This window comes from Thioclava sp. F42-5, assembly GCF_002213195.1.
GTDB lineage: Bacteria > Pseudomonadota > Alphaproteobacteria > Rhodobacterales > Rhodobacteraceae > Thioclava > Thioclava nitratireducens.
The window spans coordinates 68,890-88,002 of the sequence record NZ_NBNZ01000008.1 but is presented as its reverse complement, the minus strand read 5'-3'; the positions used below and the strand labels follow the sequence as shown (position 1 = coordinate 88,002).

At 62.9% G+C, this 19,113-nt stretch carries 18 protein-coding genes; 13 read left to right on the top strand and 5 right to left on the bottom strand.

Annotation, left to right across the window (positions count from 1 at the left end):
• Nucleotides 1-4 precede the first annotated feature (4 nt).
• Nucleotides 5-904, bottom strand: a complete 900-nt coding sequence (locus B6V74_RS17205; protein WP_146694574.1) for a hypothetical protein — start codon at nt 902-904, stop codon at nt 5-7.
• 94 nt (nt 905-998) lie between these two features.
• On the opposite strand from B6V74_RS17205, the gene B6V74_RS17200 reads away from it, so the two are divergent.
• On the top strand, nt 999-1,421 hold the full coding sequence (locus tag B6V74_RS17200; protein ID WP_088723513.1) for a hypothetical protein: 423 nt from the start codon (nt 999-1,001) through the stop codon (nt 1,419-1,421).
• Nucleotides 1,422-1,587: 166 nt separating this feature from the next.
• Here B6V74_RS17200 and B6V74_RS17195 read toward each other — a convergent pair whose 3' ends face one another.
• Nucleotides 1,588-2,313 (bottom strand): uroporphyrinogen-III synthase, encoded by a 726-nt coding sequence (locus B6V74_RS17195; RefSeq protein WP_088723512.1) that lies wholly within the window; start codon nt 2,311-2,313, stop codon nt 1,588-1,590.
• Nucleotides 2,314-2,386: 73 nt separating this feature from the next.
• Here B6V74_RS17195 and tsaD point away from each other — a divergent pair, with 73 nt between their 5' ends.
• From tsaD to phoB, 11 genes are all read left to right on the top strand, one after another.
• Complete coding sequence (gene tsaD, locus B6V74_RS17190; protein ID WP_088723511.1) at nt 2,387-3,481, top strand: tRNA (adenosine(37)-N6)-threonylcarbamoyltransferase complex transferase subunit TsaD; 1,095 nt, start codon at nt 2,387-2,389, stop codon at nt 3,479-3,481.
• A complete protein-coding gene (locus B6V74_RS17185; RefSeq protein WP_075776710.1) occupies nt 3,478-4,434 on the top strand; it encodes an NAD(P)H-dependent glycerol-3-phosphate dehydrogenase in 957 nt (318 codons plus the stop codon). Before tsaD ends, B6V74_RS17185 begins: the two co-directional genes overlap by 4 nt.
• Before the next feature lies 1 nt (nt 4,435).
• Nucleotides 4,436-4,705, top strand: a complete 270-nt coding sequence (locus B6V74_RS17180) for a YciI family protein (RefSeq protein ID WP_088723510.1) — start codon at nt 4,436-4,438, stop codon at nt 4,703-4,705.
• A complete protein-coding gene (locus B6V74_RS17175) occupies nt 4,705-5,127 on the top strand; it encodes an EVE domain-containing protein (RefSeq protein WP_075776712.1) in 423 nt (140 codons plus the stop codon). The genes B6V74_RS17180 and B6V74_RS17175 overlap by 1 nt, the downstream gene beginning before the upstream one ends.
• 319 nt (nt 5,128-5,446) lie before the next feature.
• Nucleotides 5,447-6,058, top strand: coding sequence for a CbiX/SirB N-terminal domain-containing protein (locus B6V74_RS17170; RefSeq protein ID WP_168184251.1), 612 nt, complete (start codon nt 5,447-5,449; stop codon nt 6,056-6,058).
• Between the two features lie 131 nt (nt 6,059-6,189).
• Nucleotides 6,190-7,230, top strand: a complete 1,041-nt coding sequence (locus B6V74_RS17165; protein WP_088723508.1) for a substrate-binding domain-containing protein — start codon at nt 6,190-6,192, stop codon at nt 7,228-7,230.
• An 81-nt stretch (nt 7,231-7,311) separates the two neighbouring features.
• Entirely contained in the window at nt 7,312-8,793 is a 1,482-nt protein-coding gene (gene pstC, locus B6V74_RS17160) for a phosphate ABC transporter permease subunit PstC (RefSeq protein WP_088719955.1), read from the top strand.
• Nucleotides 8,790-10,142 (top strand): phosphate ABC transporter permease PstA, encoded by a 1,353-nt coding sequence (gene pstA / locus B6V74_RS17155; protein ID WP_088723507.1) that lies wholly within the window; start codon nt 8,790-8,792, stop codon nt 10,140-10,142. Before pstC ends, pstA begins: the two co-directional genes overlap by 4 nt.
• A gap of 13 nt (nt 10,143-10,155) precedes the next feature.
• Nucleotides 10,156-10,953, top strand: coding sequence for a phosphate ABC transporter ATP-binding protein PstB (gene pstB / locus B6V74_RS17150; RefSeq protein WP_075776717.1), 798 nt, complete (start codon nt 10,156-10,158; stop codon nt 10,951-10,953).
• Between the two features lie 14 nt (nt 10,954-10,967).
• Nucleotides 10,968-11,657 carry a phosphate signaling complex protein PhoU gene (gene phoU / locus B6V74_RS17145; protein WP_199224649.1) on the top strand — a complete coding sequence of 230 codons (690 nt, stop codon included), beginning with the start codon at nt 10,968-10,970 and terminating at the stop codon, nt 11,655-11,657.
• A gap of 16 nt (nt 11,658-11,673) precedes the next feature.
• Entirely contained in the window at nt 11,674-12,366 is a 693-nt protein-coding gene (phoB, locus tag B6V74_RS17140) for a phosphate regulon transcriptional regulator PhoB (protein WP_075776718.1), read from the top strand.
• 40 nt (nt 12,367-12,406) lie between these two features.
• Here phoB and B6V74_RS17135 read toward each other — a convergent pair whose 3' ends face one another.
• Complete coding sequence (locus B6V74_RS17135) at nt 12,407-14,674, bottom strand: NADP-dependent malic enzyme (protein ID WP_088723506.1); 2,268 nt, start codon at nt 14,672-14,674, stop codon at nt 12,407-12,409.
• Nucleotides 14,675-14,793: 119 nt separating this feature from the next.
• Between B6V74_RS17135 and mutS the strand changes: the two genes are divergently transcribed.
• Complete coding sequence (mutS, locus tag B6V74_RS17130; protein ID WP_088723505.1) at nt 14,794-17,439, top strand: DNA mismatch repair protein MutS; 2,646 nt, start codon at nt 14,794-14,796, stop codon at nt 17,437-17,439.
• A 58-nt stretch (nt 17,440-17,497) separates the two neighbouring features.
• On the opposite strand, the gene B6V74_RS17125 is transcribed toward mutS, so the two are convergent.
• Together B6V74_RS17125 and hrcA are read right to left on the bottom strand one after the other, a co-directional pair.
• Entirely contained in the window at nt 17,498-18,046 is a 549-nt protein-coding gene (locus B6V74_RS17125; protein WP_088723504.1) for a nucleotide exchange factor GrpE, read from the bottom strand.
• Nucleotides 18,047-18,051: 5 nt separating this feature from the next.
• The gene (gene hrcA, locus B6V74_RS17120) at nt 18,052-19,113 is read right to left on the bottom strand and encodes a heat-inducible transcriptional repressor HrcA (RefSeq protein ID WP_075776722.1); all 1,062 of its coding nucleotides are present in this window, start codon (nt 19,111-19,113) and stop codon (nt 18,052-18,054) included.

Sequence of the window (19,113 nt, the reverse complement as noted above, 5' to 3'; positions counted from 1 at the left end):
CTCCTTATTGCGTCGCGCCAAGCTGGTTGGCCGCGTCGATCGCCGCCATCCGCGTTTTCGCCCGGTTCACCCAGTCGGACATCGCCTCCTGCGCCGGGTCGGGCAGCTTCGCGATCTCGTCGAGCGCATCGGAGAGAGCGCCGCGATCGACATCGGCCTGTGCCCGCGACAGCACCGCATCCGCCCCGTCGCCCTCTTTAGGCGCTACCGACCGGGCCCCGGTCTGCGCCAGAAGGAAGGCGCCAACTCGATCGCTGATCGAGCCGCCCGTCTCGGTCCGGCGCGCCGCCTGAAGCGCGGCTCGCGCGGCATCCGGGAAACTCGATTGCAACGACTGAAGGCTCGGGATGTCGCCGTTGAGCGCCGCCGGAATGTCGACACCCGCGTCGCGCAGATCGGCCAGCGGCGCGTCGAGCGACGTTCCCGCATCGAGCGCCGCTTTCACGCGCGCCGCCGCGGCCTGCGTCATCGCGGCCTTGGCCGCCGCCTCGCTTTGCGATTTCAGGCTCTGGGCCTGCGCTTCGGCCTCTTTGATCCGGGCCTCGGCGGCTTTCGCTGCCGCCTCGATTTCGGCCTGAGCCGCGCTGCCGCCATTGTCGCTTTGCAGGGACGCGATCTGCGATTTCAAGTCCTCGAGCGCCGATTTATTCGTCCGGATATCCGCGTTGACCTGATCGAGCGCGCTCTGCACACCGGACAGATCCGGCGCCGGCGGTTGCGACGATTTCAGGGTCGCGAGCTCTTCCGAGAGCTGGCTGATCTGTTTCGATTGATCGTCTAGCTGGCTTTGAATGGCGGCCCCATCGACCGGGGTCGGCGCGTTCGGAAGCCATCCCGAAAGCTGCGGCGGCAGGTTCGGGATCGCCCAGATCGCGACGCCGGCCCCAATCACGGCAGCAATCACGCCTCCGAGGAAAGCAGAGCCGAACCCGCCCCGCTTTTCGATCACAGGCTGAGGCGACGCGCCGGACGTTGCCGTATCGCTTTTCGGCGAGGTCTTGTCGGCGTTCGAGCTGCTCGTCGAGCTCGTCGCAGTCGCCGGCTTCGTGGTCTGCGACTTATTCTCCGAGCCGCTCGCTGTCTCGCTTTTCTTCGGCTCGATCTCCGCCTTGGCGCTGCTCGTAGCCGGAGTCGAAGTCGTCTCAGCCTTCGCAGGTGTAGAGCTGGACTTCGACGCCGCATCCGATTTTGCGGGGGTGTCGAATTTGGTCGCTGGCGCTGAGGTCGGAGTGGAGGTCGACTTGGCGGCCTCATTCGCGGTCTTGGAGGTATCCGTTTTGGACGAAGACGTAGAGGTAGAGGACGGCTTCGCCGACGCGCTCGATTTCGCAGCGGTGTCCGTTTTACTGGCGGCAGCCGTGCTCGGCTTATCTTTCGCCTCGGGCGACGCCGCCGCCTTGGTGTCCTTCGACGAGGTTTGAGAAGTGGCGGCGTCGGTTTTGGCCTCGGACTCGGCGGTCGATTTCGCGTCTTCCGGCTTGCTCGTCTCGGAAGATTTTCCGGTTGTCCGTTTCGCCATCGTCTAAGCCCTCCGCTGCCGCACCAAATTGCGCGTTCATATCAACTTAGAAGTCCGCCCGCGCCTGCTCAACCCGCCTTTTGCCTTTGCAGCAAGACGGCAAGCGCATCGAGCATCCCTTGCGCGTCAGGATGCCGAGCGACTTCCAGATGGCACAAGCTAGCGCTTTTGAGGCGAGACGCCACTGCCTCGCTCATGGCTGCGACAAAGAGCGGCGGGTGCGGCGCCTGCGGCAGCGCATCAAGGAAGCGGTCCGCCGCATTCGGCGAGAAAATCGGTGCCAAAACAGGGCGCGATGCGCGCAGAACCGCCTTCGCCTCGGCGCTCAACGGACGCGGAAGCTGGCGGTAGAGGATTGTCGATTCAGTCTCTATTCCGGCGGAATTCAGCCGTTCCTCAAGGTCGAAAGCGATCTGCTCCCCTCTCAGGAAGAGCAGTTTTCCGCCGAGTTGCTGCCGGGCGATCAATTCGCTCAGAGCCTCGGCATCGCCAGGCCCGGCGATCGCGTCGAACCCGGCCTCGCGCGCCGCTTGTGCCGTGCGCAGCCCCACGCAATAGGCTTGACGGCCCCTTCCCGGCGCCATCCTATGAAATGCGGCCACCGCATGTTGCGATGTGAAGATCGCTGTCTGGAACTCGGGGATCGGCGTGTCCAGCAACTCGATCTCGGTCAGTGGCGAGATTACAGCCGGCCAATCGGCGCCAAACCTGTCGCGAAAGGCCCGAACGAATCCCTCTGCCGCAACAGCGGGTCGCGTAACGAGGAGAATCGGTCTCTCAGACTGGCTGTCCATGCACCGCCCCGGGATTGTGCGAACGCTTCCCCGGTGTTACCTGCGTTGGATAACCCACGCAACAGGCACCCGGATGACCGATACGCTGACCTTTCTCGGGCTTGAATCGAGCTGCGACGATACGGCGGCGGCGATCGTGCGCCTCACGGATGGCAAGCCGGAAATCCTCTCGAGCGTCGTCGCCGGGCAGACCGATCTGCATGCGGCCTTCGGTGGCGTGGTCCCCGAAATCGCCGCGCGCGCCCATGCGGAGAAGCTCGATCTCTGCGTCGAAGAGGCGCTGGAGCAAGCCGGGCTTGGGCTTGGCGCATTGGATGGCATCGCCGTGACGGCGGGTCCGGGGCTGATCGGCGGGGTGATGTCGGGTGTAATGTGCGCCAAGGGGCTCGCAGTTGGGGCAGGTCTGCCGTTGGTTGGCGTCAACCATTTGGCGGGCCATGCGCTAACCCCGCGCCTGACCGACGGGTTGGAGTTTCCCTATCTGATGCTGCTCGTCTCCGGCGGGCACTGCCAGTTCCTGATCGCGAAGGGGCCGGAAGATTTTTCGCGGCTCGGCGGCACGATCGACGACGCGCCAGGCGAGGCCTTCGACAAGGCAGCTAAACTGATGGCACTGCCCCAACCCGGCGGCCCCTCCGTCGAGGCCGAGGCGCGCAAGGGCGATCCCAAGGCTTTCGCCTTCCCGCGGCCCCTTCTGGATCGGCCCGGCTGCGATATGTCCTTCTCCGGGCTGAAGACGGCACTGCTGCGCGCCCGCGATCAGGTGGTCGCGGAGCATGACGGGCTGCCGCGCCAGATCCGCGCCGATCTTTGCGCCGGTTTTCAGCAGGCAATCGCGGATGTTCTCGTCGAGAAATCGCGTCGTGCCTTGGCGGAATATCTAAAGCTTTCGCCCGCCAATCCCGGTTTCGCGGTCGCAGGTGGCGTCGCGGCAAATCAGGCCATTCGGGCCGGATTAGAGACTGTTTCACAAGAAATGGGCGCCGAATTCGTGGCCCCTCCTTTAAAGCTTTGCACCGATAACGCGGCGATGATCGCGTGGGCCGGGATCGAACGGTTCCGCAGCGGCGCGCAGGACGGGATGGATCTGGTCGCCCGCCCGCGCTGGCCGCTGGACCGGAGCGCCGCGCCGCTTCTCGGATCGGGAAAGAAGGGGGCGAAGGCATGACGATTTCGGTCTTGGGCGCGGGCGCTTTTGGCACCGCGATGGCGGTGAGCCTCTCTCAAAACGGACCGGTGACCCTCTGGGCGCGCGATGCCGAGCAGGTTCGGACCATGCAGGCAAGCCGGGAGAACTCGCGCCGCCTTCCGGGTGTGAAGCTGCCCGAAGACATCACTGTTTCGGCAGACATCGAGGACGCACTCGCCGCCAAGACGCTGCTTCTCGCGATGCCAATGCAGAAGATGGCCGGGTTTCTCGATGCCCATTCCGAGACGCTCGCGGGCAAAACCCTGGTCTCCTGCTCCAAAGGAATCGACCTCTCCACTGGCCAAGGGCCGACGGCCCTGATCCGCGCCAAGGTGCCCGGCGCCCGCGCCGCCGTGCTGACGGGGCCGAGTTTCGCAGCCGATATCGCGCGCGGTCTGCCGACCGCCCTGACGCTTGCCTGCGCCGATCATTCCGAGGAATTGCAGGCCGAGCTGTCGACGCCGACGCTGCGGCTTTATCGCACGACCGATACGACCGGGGCGGAACTCGGCGGTGCGTTGAAAAACGTCTACGCGATCGCCGCGGGCACCGTGATCGGCGCGGGGCTCGGGGACTCCGCGCGCGCCGCGCTGATGACCCGCGGCTTCGCCGAAATGTTGCGGATCGCGACGGAACTGGGTGCGCGGGCCGAGACGCTGTCGGGTCTGTCGGGCTTCGGCGATCTGGTGTTGACCTGCACCTCGACGCAATCGCGCAATTTCCGGTTGGGCTGCTCGATCGGGTCCGGCGAAGGCTTCGATCCATCGATCACCGTCGAAGGCGTCGCGACCGCCGGGGCCCTGAACAAGCTGGCGCATCGGCGCGGGCTGGAAATTCCCGTCGCCGCGATGGTTCTTGCGCTTACCGAACGAACAATCAGCGTGGACGAGGCGATGCAGGCCCTGCTCGCCCGCCCCTTGAAGGAGGAATGAGATGTATTTTGCCGTGATCTGCCGCGACAAACCCGGCGCCCTGCAAACCCGGTTGGACAATCGCGAGGCGCATCTCGCCTATATCGAAGAGACCGGCGCGGTCTTCATGGCGGGCCCGTTCATCGAGAATGAACAAATGGCGGGTTCACTCGTGATCCTCGAAGTCGAGAGCCTCAAAGCCGCGCAGGATTGGGCGGCGAACGATCCCTATGCCAAGGCGGGCCTGTTCGAGGATGTGCAGGTCAAGGCGTGGAAAAAGGTGATCGGCTGATGCGGTACTGGCTGTTCAAATCGGAACCCAACAAGTTTTCCTGGGACGATCTGGTCGCCAAGGGCGATGCGGGCGAGGAATGGGACGGCATCCGCAACTATCTCGCGCGCAACAACATGCGCGAGATGAAGATCGGCGATCGCGGCCTGTTCTATCATTCGAATATCGGCAAGGAGGTCGTCGGCATCTGCGAAGTCGTCGCCGAGAGCCATCCGGATTCGACGACCGACGATCCGCGCTGGGATTGCGTGGATCTCAAGGCGGTGCGGCCGTTCACCAAGCCTGTCACGCTGGCCGATGTGAAAGGCGAGCCGCGCCTGTCGGAGATGTCGCTCGTCACCTCGATGCGGTTGTCGGTTCAGCCCGTCACGGAAGAAGAATGGAAGATCGTCTGCGACATGGGCGAGACCGATCCGAACTGAGCCGGAAAAACTGGAGGGTTCCGGCACCTCGGCCAGAACCCTCCGTCACCCCGCGCGCACCCCTGCGCACCACGTGAAACCAAATCTCGGGTCTGGCCGTCCTAGCCTCTCTGATCTCCGTATATCCAAAGAAATGCTCGTGCAAATGGCATCTGCGGACAATACTCTTAAAATTCATAGCGTTAATGCAAAATTCACGCGGGAATCGGGCAGTTGCCAAGGGACGCCACCGCGCTAATCTAAGCCCATGCAACCGGTCATTCTCGTCGCACATGGATCCCCGTCAGAGCCTGAAACTCAGGAAAAGGCCCTGCTGTCCTTGGCCGAAAAGGTTGCAGCAGAAAGCTCCGGGCGCTCGATAGACGCGGCGACGCTCGCGAATCCGGGGGCTTTGGAAGCCGCCTTGGCGCGGCACGAAAACCCTTTGATTTATCCCTATTTCATGGCCCAGGGCTGGTTCACAAAGACCGAACTTCCGCGACGGCTGGCGGCTGCGGGATCTGATGCGCGCCAGCTCGATCCGTTCGGCGTCGATCCGGCGCTGCCAGATCTGCTGACCAAGGTCATTTTCGAGGCGCGTGAATCAGAAAATGTCCCGACCGACTCGCCGGTGATTCTCGTGGCGCACGGGTCGAAAATCTCGCGGAAATCGCGCAATTCGGTTTACGACATGGCGGAAACTCTGGTCCGGAATCCGCTCATGCCGGAGATTCATGTGGCCCTGATCGAGGAGCCGCCCTACCTTGAAGACGTGGCCCGCGCACACCCGGATGGCGTGTGTTTGCCGTTCTTCGCGCTGCGGGCAGGACATGTGACAGGCGATATTCCGCAGGCGTTGCAGGCGGCTAGCTACCGGGGGAGCCTTTTGCCCGAAATCGGGGCGCATCGTGAGGTTCCCGTCCTGATTGCACAGGCGATTTCGCGAGGCTGATCACGATCCTTCACGGACTCGTAGATTGTCACATAGCTGTTACATAATGTTTGCATAAGCGTCACCGAAGACGCCTAGGACCGCGCTGAGGCCACACGACGGCCCAAATTTCAGAACACTGGGAGTGATCTATGAAATCGTTCAACCTCGCCGCTTCCGCGATCGCGATCGTCGCCGTTTCGGGCACCGCCGCCATCGCGCGTGACAACATCCAGGTCGCCGGTTCCTCGACCGTGCTGCCCTACGCCTCCATCGTCGCCGAAGCTTTCGGCGAAAACTTCGATTACCCGACCCCGGTCGTGGAATCGGGCGGCTCCTCGGCTGGCCTGAAGCGCTTCTGCGAAGGCGTTGGCGAAAACACGATCGACGTCGCGAACGCTTCGCGCAAGATCAAGGACAAGGAAGTCGCGACCTGCGCCGACAACGGCGTCACCGACATCATGGAAGTTCGCATCGGCTATGACGGCATCGTCTTCGCGTCGCAAAAAGACGGCCCGGCCTTCAACGCGTTCACGCCCTCGGACATCTTCAACGCGCTCGGCGCGAAGGTCCTGAAGGACGGCAAGATCGTCGACAACAGCTACGCCAAGTGGAACGAGTTCAACTCGGACCTGCCGGATGCCGACATCGTCGCTTTCATCCCGGGCACCAAGCACGGCACCCGTGAAGTCTTCGAAGAGAAGGTTCTGGAAGCTGGCTGCGAAGCCACCGGCGCCAAAGAAGCCTTCATGGCTTCGGGCATGGACGACAAGGCTGCCAGCAAAGCCTGCATGGAAGTCCGCACCGACGGCAAGGCTGTCGATATCGACGGCGACTACACCGAGACCCTCGCCCGCATCGGTTCGAACCCGAACGGCATCGGCGTCTTCGGTCTGGCGTTCTACGAGAACAACACCGACAAGCTGAAAGTTGCGACCATGTCGGGCGTCGAGCCTTCGACCGAGACCATCGCGTCGGGCGACTACCCGGTGTCGCGTCCGCTCTACTTCTACGTCAAGAAAGCGCATATCGGCGTGATCCCCGGCCTGAAGGAATACGCTGAGTTCTTCGTCTCCGACGACATGGCTGGCCCCGACGGCCCGCTCGCTCAATACGGCCTCGTCGCCGACCCGGAACTGGCGAAGACCCAGGAAGCCGTGGCGAACGAAGTGACCATGGGTTCGGGCTCGTAATCGAGACCGCTATCTTCAGGGGGCGGCATATTTCGCCGCCCCCTTTTTCCTTTTTGGTAATTTCCAACTGGTGGGGCTGAAATGCCTGTTTTGTGGATCGTTGTGATCGTGGTCGTGCTGGCGGGAGTCGGCTTCGTGATGGGTCGAATGCGCGCGCTGCATTCGGCGGGCGAAGACCGACGTTCCCTGCACAGTTTGCCGAATTATTACGGCTTCAACGTCGCGATGTTCACCGCGGTCCCGGCGCTTCTTCTCCTTGTGGTCTGGATGGTGGCACAGCCGCTGATCGTGAATGCTCGCGTCTCCGCCGAGATTCCGGAAACGTTGCTGGAAGGCTCGAACATGAGCCTCGTGATGTCGGATGTCCGGCGCGTCGCCGACGGGCTCGATATCGCGATTTCGGAAGGCGCGCTGAGCGCACGACAAGCCGCGAATCTCGATCTTCAGACCACGGACCTGCGCGACGTTCTCGGCTCGGTCGGTGTCGCGCTCGGCTCCAATGTCGATCCGGCGACGCTGAAGGCGGCACAGACCTACCGCGATATGACCTCGACCGGTGATCTGGCGATGACGATCTTTGTCCTTCTCGCCGCAGCCGCGGGTTTCGCCGTCACCTATATACGCACGAACAAGGATTTTCGTGCCCGCAACACGGTGGAACACGGGGTACGCGTTCTTCTGATCGCCGCCGCCTCGATCGCGATCCTGACCACGATCGGTATCGTCCTCTCGCTTGTCTTCAATACGATCGAGTTCTTCCGCCTCTATCCCATCACCGATTTCTTCTTCGGCACCACCTGGTCGCCGAGCTTCGGCGGCGGGTCGGAGCTGGGTATCCTGCCGCTTCTCTGGGGTACGCTCTACATCTCGCTCGTGGCGCTTCTCGTGGCGGTTCCGATCGGGTTGTTCGCGGCCGTCTACCTGTCGGAATACGCGACGAAATCGGTGCGTAGCGTCGTGAAACCGCTGCTCGAAGTGCTCGCCGGGATCCCCACCATCGTGTACGGCCTTTTCGCCCTGCTGACCGTCGGACCCTTCTTGCTGTCGATCTTCGGCCCCTCGGGTCCGACCGCTGCGATGGCAGATGGCGGCTGGATGCATGCGGGCACGGCGGTGATGACCGCGGGTCTGGTGATGGGCATCATGCTGATCCCCTTCGTCTCCTCGCTGTCCGACGACATCATCAACGCGGTGCCGCAATCGCTGCGCGACGGCTCCTACGGCCTCGGCGCGACGAAATCCGAGACGATCAAGCAGGTTATCCTGCCCGCCGCCCTGCCCGGCATCGTCGGCGCGGTGCTCCTCGCGACCTCGCGCGCCATTGGCGAGACGATGATCGTCGTGCTGGGTGCAGGCGCCGCCGCGCGCCTCAGCATGAACCCGTTCGACGCGATGACCACCGTCACCGCCAAGATCGTCTCGCAGCTCACCGGCGATGCCGATTTCGCTTCCCCCGAGGCGCTGGTCGCCTTCGCGCTCGGCATGACGCTGTTCGTCCTGACGCTGGGGCTCAATATCTTCGCGCTCTACATCGTGCGCAAATACCGGGAGCAATACGAATGAGTGATGCGACCCAACACGGCGCAAGCCAGCCCGCGACACGTTCGCTGCATCATGTCGATGCCCGCACGAAGCGCCGCAACGCCTCCGAGAAGCGTTTCAAAGCGCTCGGCATCGGTGCGGTCGGGATCGGCCTCGCCTTCCTCGTGATCCTGCTGGTGACGATCGTCTCCAACGGTGCAACCGCATTCCAGCAGACCTTCATTCAGGTGCCAGTCTACCTAGACGCCGCAAAGCTCGACAAGAAGGGCAACCGCGACCCGGCGGACCTTAAGAAGGCGACGACCTTCACCTACAAACCGCTGATCGAGAAAGGGCTTCTCGACGCGGTGGAGAAATCCGGCGCGACAACCGATCTCGCCAAGGCGAAGGACATGAAGAACCTGATCTCGGCCTCTGCCGCGAGCCAGGTGCGCGATACGGTCCTCGCAGACCCATCGCTGATCGGCCAGACGGTGAATTTCGAGATACTCGCATCCTCGCGGGTCGACAGCTACCTCAAGGGGCGGGTGCATCGCGACGAGATCGCCAAGGACAAGAACATCACCGTGGCGCAGCTCGACCTCGTCGATCAGCTTCGCAGGGCGGGCATCATCCACAAGAGCTTCAATTGGGATTTCATCTTCGGCGCCGACGCTTCGGACAGCCGCGCCGAGCAGGCCGGAATCGGGATCTCGATGCTGGGCTCGTTCTACATGATGCTCGTGGTGCTGGTTCTGGCCCTGCCGATCGGGGTCGCCGCCTCGATCTATCTCGAAGAATTCGCACCGAAGAACCGCTTCACTGACCTGATCGAGGTGAACATCTCGAACCTCGCCGCAGTGCCGTCGATCGTCTTCGGTATCCTCGGCCTCGCGGTGTTCATCCAGTTCGCACATCTGCCGCAATCGGCCCCGCTCGTCGGTGGCCTCGTGCTGACGCTGATGACCCTGCCGACGATCATCATCTCGACCCGCGCCGCGCTGAAAGCCGTACCGCCGTCGATCCGCGACGCGGCGCTCGGCATCGGCGCGTCGAAGATGCAATCGGTCTTCCACCACGTTCTGCCGCTGGCGATGCCCGGCATCCTGACCGGCACGATCATCGGTCTGGCGCAGGCCTTGGGCGAGACCGCGCCGCTCCTGCTGATCGGGATGGTCGGCTATATCGCAACGAACTCGCCGGACGGGTTCTGGGAAGGCTTCGTCTCTCCCAACTCCGCCATGCCTGCGCAGATCTACGAATGGGCCAAGCGCGCCGACCCGGCATTTTACGAACGCGCCTGGGGAGGTATCATCATTCTACTGATCTTCCTTTTGGGCATGAACATCATCGCCATCATCCTTCGCCGCAAGTTCGAGCGCCGTTGGTAAGGGAGTGCGAGACATGGAAGACATGAGCCTGACGGAGAGAGCCGTGACCACTGACGACATCAAGATCACCGCACGCAACGTGCAGGTCTACTACGGCGACACCCACGCGATCAAAGACGTCAATGTCGACATCCTCGACAAGACTGTCACCGCCTTCATCGGCCCATCTGGCTGCGGGAAATCGACCTTCCTGCGATGCCTGAACCGCATGAACGACACGATCGACGTCGCCCGCGTCGAGGGAGAAATCCTGCTCGATGGCGAGGACATCTACGACAAGCGCGTCGATCCGGTGCAGCTGCGCGCCAAGGTCGGCATGGTGTTCCAGAAACCGAACCCCTTCCCCAAATCGATCTACGACAACGTCGCCTACGGCCCGAAAATCCACGGCCTGACCAAAAACAAGGCCGAGCTGGATCAGGTGGTCGAGGATTCGCTACGCAAGGCCGCGCTGTGGAACGAAGTGAAGGATCGCCTCCACGCTCCCGGGACCGGGCTTTCCGGCGGCCAGCAACAGCGCCTGTGCATCGCGCGCGCCGTCGCGACCTCGCCGGAAGTGCTGCTGATGGACGAGCCCTGCTCGGCGCTCGACCCGATCGCGACCGCGCAGGTCGAGGAACTGATCGACGAACTTCGGGCGAATTTCTCGGTGGTGATCGTGACGCATTCGATGCAGCAGGCCGCGCGCGTCAGCCAGAGAACCGCGTTCTTCCACCTCGGGAATCTCGTCGAATACGACGATACGGACAAGATATTCACCAACCCGTCCGACAGCCGGACGGAAAGCTACATTACCGGCCGGATCGGCTGAGGAGGCAAATAATCATGAGCGAGCATATCCTTTCCGCCTTCGACCGCGACCTTGAAGCCGTGCAGGCCCTGGTCGTGAAGATGGGCGGCCTCGTCGAGGAACAGATCCTCGAAAGCGCCCGCGCCCTCGAAGTGCGCGACCTCGAACTGGCCGAGCAAATCCGCGCCCGCGACCGTGCGGTCGACGAACTGGAAGAGAAGATCAACGAAGAAGCCGCGCGCCTGATCGCCCTGCGCGCACCCGCCGCACGCGACCTGCGCATGGCGCTCTCGGTCATCAAAATCTCGGCGAGCCTCGAGCGCGTCGGCGATTACGCGAAAAACATCGCCAAGCGCACACAGGTTCTGTCCGACGGCCCGCAGATTACCGGCACCGCCACCGCGATCCGCCGCATGGCCGGCACCACGGAAGCGATGCTGAAGGACGCGCTCGACGCATATATCCAGCGAGACGCGAAACTGGCCGCCGATGTGCGCGAGCGCGACCTCGAAGTCGACCAGATGTACAACGCGCTGTTCCGCGAATTCCTGACCTACATGATGGAAGACCCGCGCAACATCACGCCCTGCATGCACCTGCATTTCATCGCGAAGAATATCGAGCGGATGGGCGACCACGCGACGACGATCGCCGAACAGGTGATCTATCTCGTGACCGGCGAAATGCCGGAGGATGCGCGTCCGAAAAGTTCCAGCGTGGCCTGACCGGAGACCCTGAAAAATGTCGCCAGCCCAACAGCCCTGCGTCCTCGTGGTCGAAGACGAAAACGCCCAGCGCGAAGTTCTCAGCTACAACCTCGAAGCCGAAGGGTTTCGCGTCGTGATGGCGGAGAACGGCGACGAGGGCCTGCTGTTCGTGAAGGAAGAAAAGCCCGATCTGATCGTGCTCGACTGGATGCTGCCCAACGTTTCCGGCATCGAGATCTGCCGCCGCGTGAAGGCCAATTCCGACACGCGCAACATCCCGATCATCATGCTCTCGGCGCGCTCGGAAGAGGTAGACCGGGTGCGGGGTCTGGAAACCGGCGCAGACGACTACGTCGTGAAACCCTATTCGGTAGTCGAGCTCATGGCGCGCGTGCGCACGCAACTGCGCCGCACCCGCCCCGCGACGATGGGTGAACGGCTGAGCTTCGAGGACATCATCCTCGATGCCGAGGAACACCGCGTCTTCCGTAACGGCCAGCCGCTGAAACTCGGGCCGACAGAGTTCCGGCTGCTGTCCACGATGATGGAAAAACCGGGCCGCGTCTGGACCCGCGACCAGCTGCTCGACCGGGTCTGGGGACGCGACATCTATGTCGACACCCGGACCATCGACGTCCATGTCGGGCGGCTCCGCAAGGCACTGATGGCGAATGGTGGAGATGATCCGGTGCGCACGGTGCGCGGCACGGGTTACGCGCTCGGATAAAGCGACAAAGGCGCGCGGATCACCGCGCGCCTTTTTCAAATCATTCCTTCAGGCAGAGCTTGCACGCGGTGAGCGCCGCCATGTTCAGGATATCGTTCACCGTCGCGCTCGTGGAACAGAGCTGCACGGCATGGCTCGTGCCGGTCAGGATGGGTCCGATCACGGTCGCGCCCGCCATTTCCTGCATCAGCTTAACCGAGATCGACGCCGAATGCCGCGCGGGCACGACGAGGATATTGGCTGGGCCGGTTAGACGGCAGAACGGATAGTTCTTCATCTGCTCCATGTTGAGCGCCACATCGACGGTCATCTCGCCATCGTATTCGAAATCCACGCCGCGCTGGTCGAGGATTTTCGGTGCGACATGCATCTTCGTGGCGCGCTCCGAAACCGGGTAGCCGAAGGTCGAAAAGGAGCAGAACGCCACGCGGGGTTCGAGCCCGAGCCCGCGCGCCACATGCGCCCCCGCCGTCGCGATATCCGCCAGATCGTGCTCGTCGGGCCATTCATGCACCAGTGTATCGCCGATCAGCACGACGCGGCCTTTGTTCAGCACGGCAGTGATCCCGACCGCGCCATCCGAAGGCCGCGCGTCGATCACCTTGTTGATCAGTTCCAGCACATGCGCCGATTTGCGCGTCGCCCCGGTCACCATCCCGTCGCCATGGCCATGGACCAGCATCAGCGCCGCGAAGACATGCCGGTCACGCGTCGCCATTTTATGCGCGTCCTGCCGGTCGATGCCCTGCCGCTGCAGGCGTTTGTAGAGGAAATCCTTGTAGGTCTCAGTATGCTTGGAATTGGCCGCATTCACTACGCGCAGCTCGCGATAGGCATCGCCCAGACCTGCCGCTTCCAGCTTTTCCTTAACGTCCTGCTCGCGGCCCACGACCAGCGCCTCGCCCATGCCGGAGCGCTGATAGGCCACGGCAGCGCGCAGCACCCGCTCGTCATCGCCCTCGGCAAAGATCATCTTCGCCTGCGCCTGACGCGCGCGGCTGTGGATGCCCTGCAGGATCGAGGCGGTCGGGTCCATCCGCGCCTTCAGGCTTTGGGCATAGCCTTCCATGTCGATGATCGGACGGCGCGCCACGCCGGTATCCATCCCGGCTTTCGCGACCGCCGGCGGGATCACGTGGATCAGCCGCGGATCGAAGGGCGTCGGAATGATGTAATCGCGCCCGAAGCTCAGCTTGCGCCCATAGGCCATCGCGACCTCGTCGGGCACGTCTTCGCGCGCCAGCTCCGCAAGGGCGTTGGCGCAGGCGATCTTCATCTCGTCATTGATCGCACGGGCGTGAATGTCGAGTGCGCCACGGAACAGGTATGGAAAGCCGAGGACGTTGTTCACCTGGTTCGGATAGTCCGACCGCCCCGTCGCCACGATCGCATCGGGACGCACCGATTGCGCCTCTTCCGGGGTAATTTCCGGGTCCGGGTTCGCCATCGCGAAGATAACCGGGTTGTCGGCCATCGACTGAACCATCTCGGGCGTCACAGCCCCCTTGGCCGACACCCCGAGAAACACGTCGGCATCCTTCATCGCCTCTTCCAGCGTGCGGGCATCGGTCACCGCCGCATGGGCCGATTTCCACTGGTTCATGCCCTCGGTGCGGCCCTGATAGATCACGCCCTTGGTGTCGCACATGATGCAGTTGTCGTGCTTCGCGCCCATCGCCTTCACGAGTTCCAGACAGGCGATGCCCGCAGCCCCCGCGCCGTTCAGCACGATCTTGCAGTCCTCGATCTTCTTGCCCGACAGCTCCAGCGCGTTAATCAGACCCGCCGCACAGATCACCGCCGTGCCGTGCTGATCGTCGTGAAACACCGGGATGTCCATCAACTCCTTGAGCCGCTGCTCGATGATGAAACATTCCGGTGCCTTGATATCCTCGAGGTTGATCCCACCGAAGGTCGGCCCCATCAGCTTCACTGCGTTGATGATCTCGTCGGCATCCTCGGTATCGAGCTCGATATCGATCGCGTTCACATCGGCGAAGCGCTTGAAGAGAACCGCCTTGCCTTCCATCACCGGTTTCGAGGCTAGCGCCCCGAGATTGCCCAACCCAAGAATGGCCGAGCCGTTCGAGATCACCGCGACCATGTTCCCCTTCACGGTGTAGTCGTAGGCGAGCTCGGGGTTCTCCGCGATCGCCTCCACCGGCACGGCAACGCCGGGGCTGTAGGCCAGCGACAGATCGCGCTGCGACGTCATGGGCTTCGACGCCGTGATGTCGTATTTCCCCGGATGCGGGTCGAGGTGATAGGCCAACGCCTCTTCGGGCGTGATACGGTTCTTGCTGGGCATTGGGCCGGTGCTCCTCCTGCAGGTCCGAACCGGTTTAACGTCCCGTGATCCGTCACTCAACGGAATTGCGCCCGAATCCGGGGTTTTGTAGGGTCGCGCGACCAGCAAATGGGGGGCACATGGCCAAGCCGACCGTCACACCGATGATGGAACAGTATCTGGGGATCAAGGAGGCCAATCCGGGCGCACTCCTGTTCTATCGGATGGGTGATTTCTACGAGATGTTCTTTCAGGACGCGGTCGATGCTGCGGCCGCGCTCGACATCGCGCTGACCAAGCGTGGTCAGCACATGGGCGAGGATATCGCGATGTGCGGCGTCCCCGTGCACGCGGCCGAGGGCTATTTGCTGACGCTGATCCGAAAAGGCTTCCGCGTGGCGATCGCCGAGCAGATGGAAGACCCTGCCGAAGCGAAGAAGCGCGGGTCGAAATCCGTCGTGAAACGCGATGTGGTGCGGCTGGTCACGCCCGGCACGCTCACTGAGGAAAGCTTGCTGGAGGCGCGCCGCCACAACTTCCTCGCTGCCTGGGCCGAGGTGCGCGACGAAGCCGCGATTGCGTGGGTCGATATCTCTACCGGCGAATTCCGCGTGACGCCATGCCCGCTGTCGCGGCTGGGCCCCGAGCTTGCCCGGCTTGCGCCTCGTGAAGTGCTGGTCAGTGAAGCGAAAGAGGCCGATTGCGCCGAAATAGTCTCTGATATGCGAGCCGCAATGACGCCCTTGTCGCGGGCGAGCTTCGACAGTCAGGCGGCCGAGACGCGGCTTCTGTCGCTCTATTCCATCGGCTCGCTCGATGCGTTCGGCAGTTTCACCCGCGCCGAGATGGCCGCGATGGGGGCGATTGTCGATTACCTCGAGATCACGCAGAAAGGGAAACTGCCCCTGCTGCGCCGTCCCGTGCATGAAGACAGCGGCGCAGCGATGCAGATCGACGCCGCGACGCGCCGCAATCTGGAATTGACGCAGGCACTTTCGGGCGGGCGCGACGGCTCGCTCCTGAATGCCATCGACCGCACCGTTACGGCAGGCGGCGCGCGGCTTCTGGAACGCCGGATCTCCGCCCCGTCCCGGAGTCTGACCGAAATCCACGCGCGGCACGATTCGGTGCGTTTTCTGCTGGAACAGGGTCGATTTTCCGAAGATATCCGCGCCGATCTGAAGCGCTGCCCCGATATGGATCGAGCGCTTTCGCGCCTCGCCCTCGACCGCGGCGGCCCGCGCGACATGGCCGCGATCCGCAACGGGTTGGCGCAGGCCGAGCGGATCGCCGAAGCGGTTTCCGCCGTCGAGGCCCCGCCACTGCTCGCCGAGGCCACCAAGGCACTGATGGGCCATGACGACCTCACCGCCCTTCTGGATGCGGCGCTCATCGCGGAGCCCCCGCTTCTTGCGCGCGACGGCGGCTTCATCGCGGCAGGCTACGACGAAGATCTCGATCAGACGCGCCAGCTGCGTGACGAGGGCCGTGGCGTGATCGCGAAAATGCAGGCGGAATATATCGAGGCCACGGGGATCAATTCGCTCAAGATCAAGCACAACAACGTGCTGGGCTACTTCATCGAAACCACCGCCACCCACGCCGAGAAGATGCTCGCTCCGCCGCTGTCGGAGCGCTTCATCCACCGTCAGACCACTGCGAACCAGGTGCGCTTCACGACGGTCGAACTGAGCGAGATCGAGACCCGCATTCTGAACGCCGGAAACCATGCGCTGGAGATCGAAAAAAGGCTCTATTCCAGCCTAAGACAGGCAATTCTCGACCGCGCGGGCCCGATCAACGAGGCCTCGCGCGCACTCGCCGAAATCGACCTCGCCAGCGCTTTCGCGACGCTCGCGCGCAACGAAGACTGGGCAGAACCCACAGTCGATGACAGCCACGCGTTCGAGATTGAAGGCGGGCGGCATCCGGTCGTCGAAGCCTCGCTCAAGAAATCCGGCGAGCCGTTCATCGCGAATGACTGCGAACTGACCGAAGGCGCGACCCCCGCGATCTGGCTGCTCACCGGTCCGAACATGGCCGGTAAATCGACCTTCCTGCGCCAGAACGCCCTGATCGCACTTTTGGCCCAGGCGGGCAGTTTCGTTCCGGCGAAATCCGCCCATATCGGTCTTGTGTCACAACTCTTCAGCCGCGTCGGCGCGGCAGACGATCTGGCGCGGGGCCGGTCGACCTTCATGGTCGAAATGGTGGAAACCGCCGCGATCCTCAATCAGGCCGATGACCGCGCTCTGGTGATCCTGGACGAAATAGGCCGCGGAACGGCAACCTATGACGGGCTCTCGATCGCCTGGGCGGTCATGGAGCATCTGCACGCGTCCAACCGCTGTCGAGCCCTCTTCGCGACCCATTACCACGAGATGACCGCGCTGTCGGCCAAGCTCGACGGCGTCGAAAATGCGACTGTCGCGGTGAAGGAATGGGAAGGCGAAGTGATCTTCTTGCACGAGGTTCGCAAAGGCGCCGCCGACCGCTCCTATGGCGTTCAGGTCGCACGGCTCGCCGGGCTTCCGCATTCCGTCGTGGAACGCGCGCGGATCGTGCTCGATGCGCTGGAGAAGGGCGAACGCGAAGGCGGTGGCAAGAAACAGGCGGTGATCGACGATCTGCCGCTATTTTCAGTGTCTAACACACCGCAACCTGCCGCCGCGCCAATTGGTCCCTCTCCGCTGGAGGAACGCCTGAAATCGCTCATTCCGGACGACATGACACCGAAAGACGCGCTCGACGCCCTCTACGAGCTTCGCGCGCTTCTCACGGACTAGTCTTCTTCTTGATGGAAATATCCCGGGGGTCTGGGGGCAGTGCCCCCAGCCTTACCGATCAGGATTTCGGAGTGGAGCTGACGCCCACTTTCGCCGGCCGCAGAAGCCGGTCGTGGATCATGAAGCCGTTCTCCATGATCTGGATGATGTCGCCGGCCTTGGTGCCGGGCGCGGGCGCTTCGAACATCGCTTCATGCATCTGCGGGTCGAACTTCTCGCCGACTTCAGGCGCAACGGTGGTGATGCCGTGACGAGCAAACACGTTGAGCAATTCGCGCTGGGTCAGTTCGACCCCTTCGAGGAACGGCCCGGCCTGCGAACGCACGTCCTCATTCGCGGCCTCGAGCGCACGCGACAGCGCGTCGAACACCGGCAGCATGTCGCGCGCAAGACGCGTCCCGCCGTAATTCGAGGCTTCCTGACGCTCTTTGTCGGCCCGTTTGCGTGCGTTCTCGGCATCTGCCAGCGCACGCATGAAACGGTCGCGATAATCGTCGCGCTCCGCACGCAACGCCTCGAGCTCGTCGGCTTCATAAGACATCACGTCTTCAAAACTCTCGTCGATATGCGCCTGATCCTCGGCAATCTCGTCTTTTTTCTCGCTCATGCCATTCATCCTTTGCCCTGGCCGGAGATCATCCGCCCGACCAGTTGCGCTGTGTAGTCCACGATCGGCACGATGCGCCCGTAGTTGAGCCGGGTCGGCCCAATCACGCCCACCGCACCAATGATCTTTCGGTCAGCGTTCATATATGGAGAGACAACCAAAGAGGAACCCGAAAGAGAGAAAAGTTTGTTCTCTGAGCCAATAAAAATACGCACACCTTCGCCATCCTCGGCCAGATCGAGGAATTCGGCGATGTCGCGCTTCCGCTCGAGATCGTCGAATAGCGAGCGGATGCGGTCGAGGTCGTCTTCAGAACCCAAGAGGTTGGCGCGACCACGCACGATCAGCCGTTCGTAGCGCTCGCCCTTGTTCTCCCAAGCGGCCAGACCGCTGTCGATCAGTTCAGTCGCGAGCGAATCGATTTCGTTACGGTGATTTGCAATCTGGCGGGCGATGTGGCCCCGCAGCTCGGACAGGGTTCTTCCCTCCGCCATCGCGTTGAGGAAATTGGCGGCCTCCCGCATCGACGAAGGCGTCTGTCCCAGCGGCGGCGTGAAGACGCGGTTCTCTACCTGCCCGTCCGCGAAGACGAGCACCACCAGTGCACGGTCGGGCGCCAACGAAACGAATTCGATATGGCGGATCGGGGCCTCGTGTTTGGGCGTGAGAACGAGGCTCGCGCCCTGCGTCATTCCCGAAAGCGCGCTCGACACTCGGTCCAACAAAGACCCTACATCGCCTGAATTCGCGCCCATCGTTGCATCGAGCGCCGCGCGGTCCTCGTCCCCGAGGTGGCTCACTTCCATCACCCCATCGACGAACAACCGCAGACCCATCTGGGTCGGAACGCGCCCCGCAGAGACATGCGGGCTGTCCAGAAGCCCGAGATATTCGAGGTCCTGCATAACGTTGCGGATCGTCGCCGCCGAGACCTTCTCGTTCATCTCTCGGGTCAGACTGCGCGAGCCCACGGGACCGCCAGTCGTCAGATAGCCTTCGACCACCCGGCGAAACACTTCGCGGGAGCGGTCGTTCAGTTCAGAAAGAATATCGTTCTGGTCACTCAT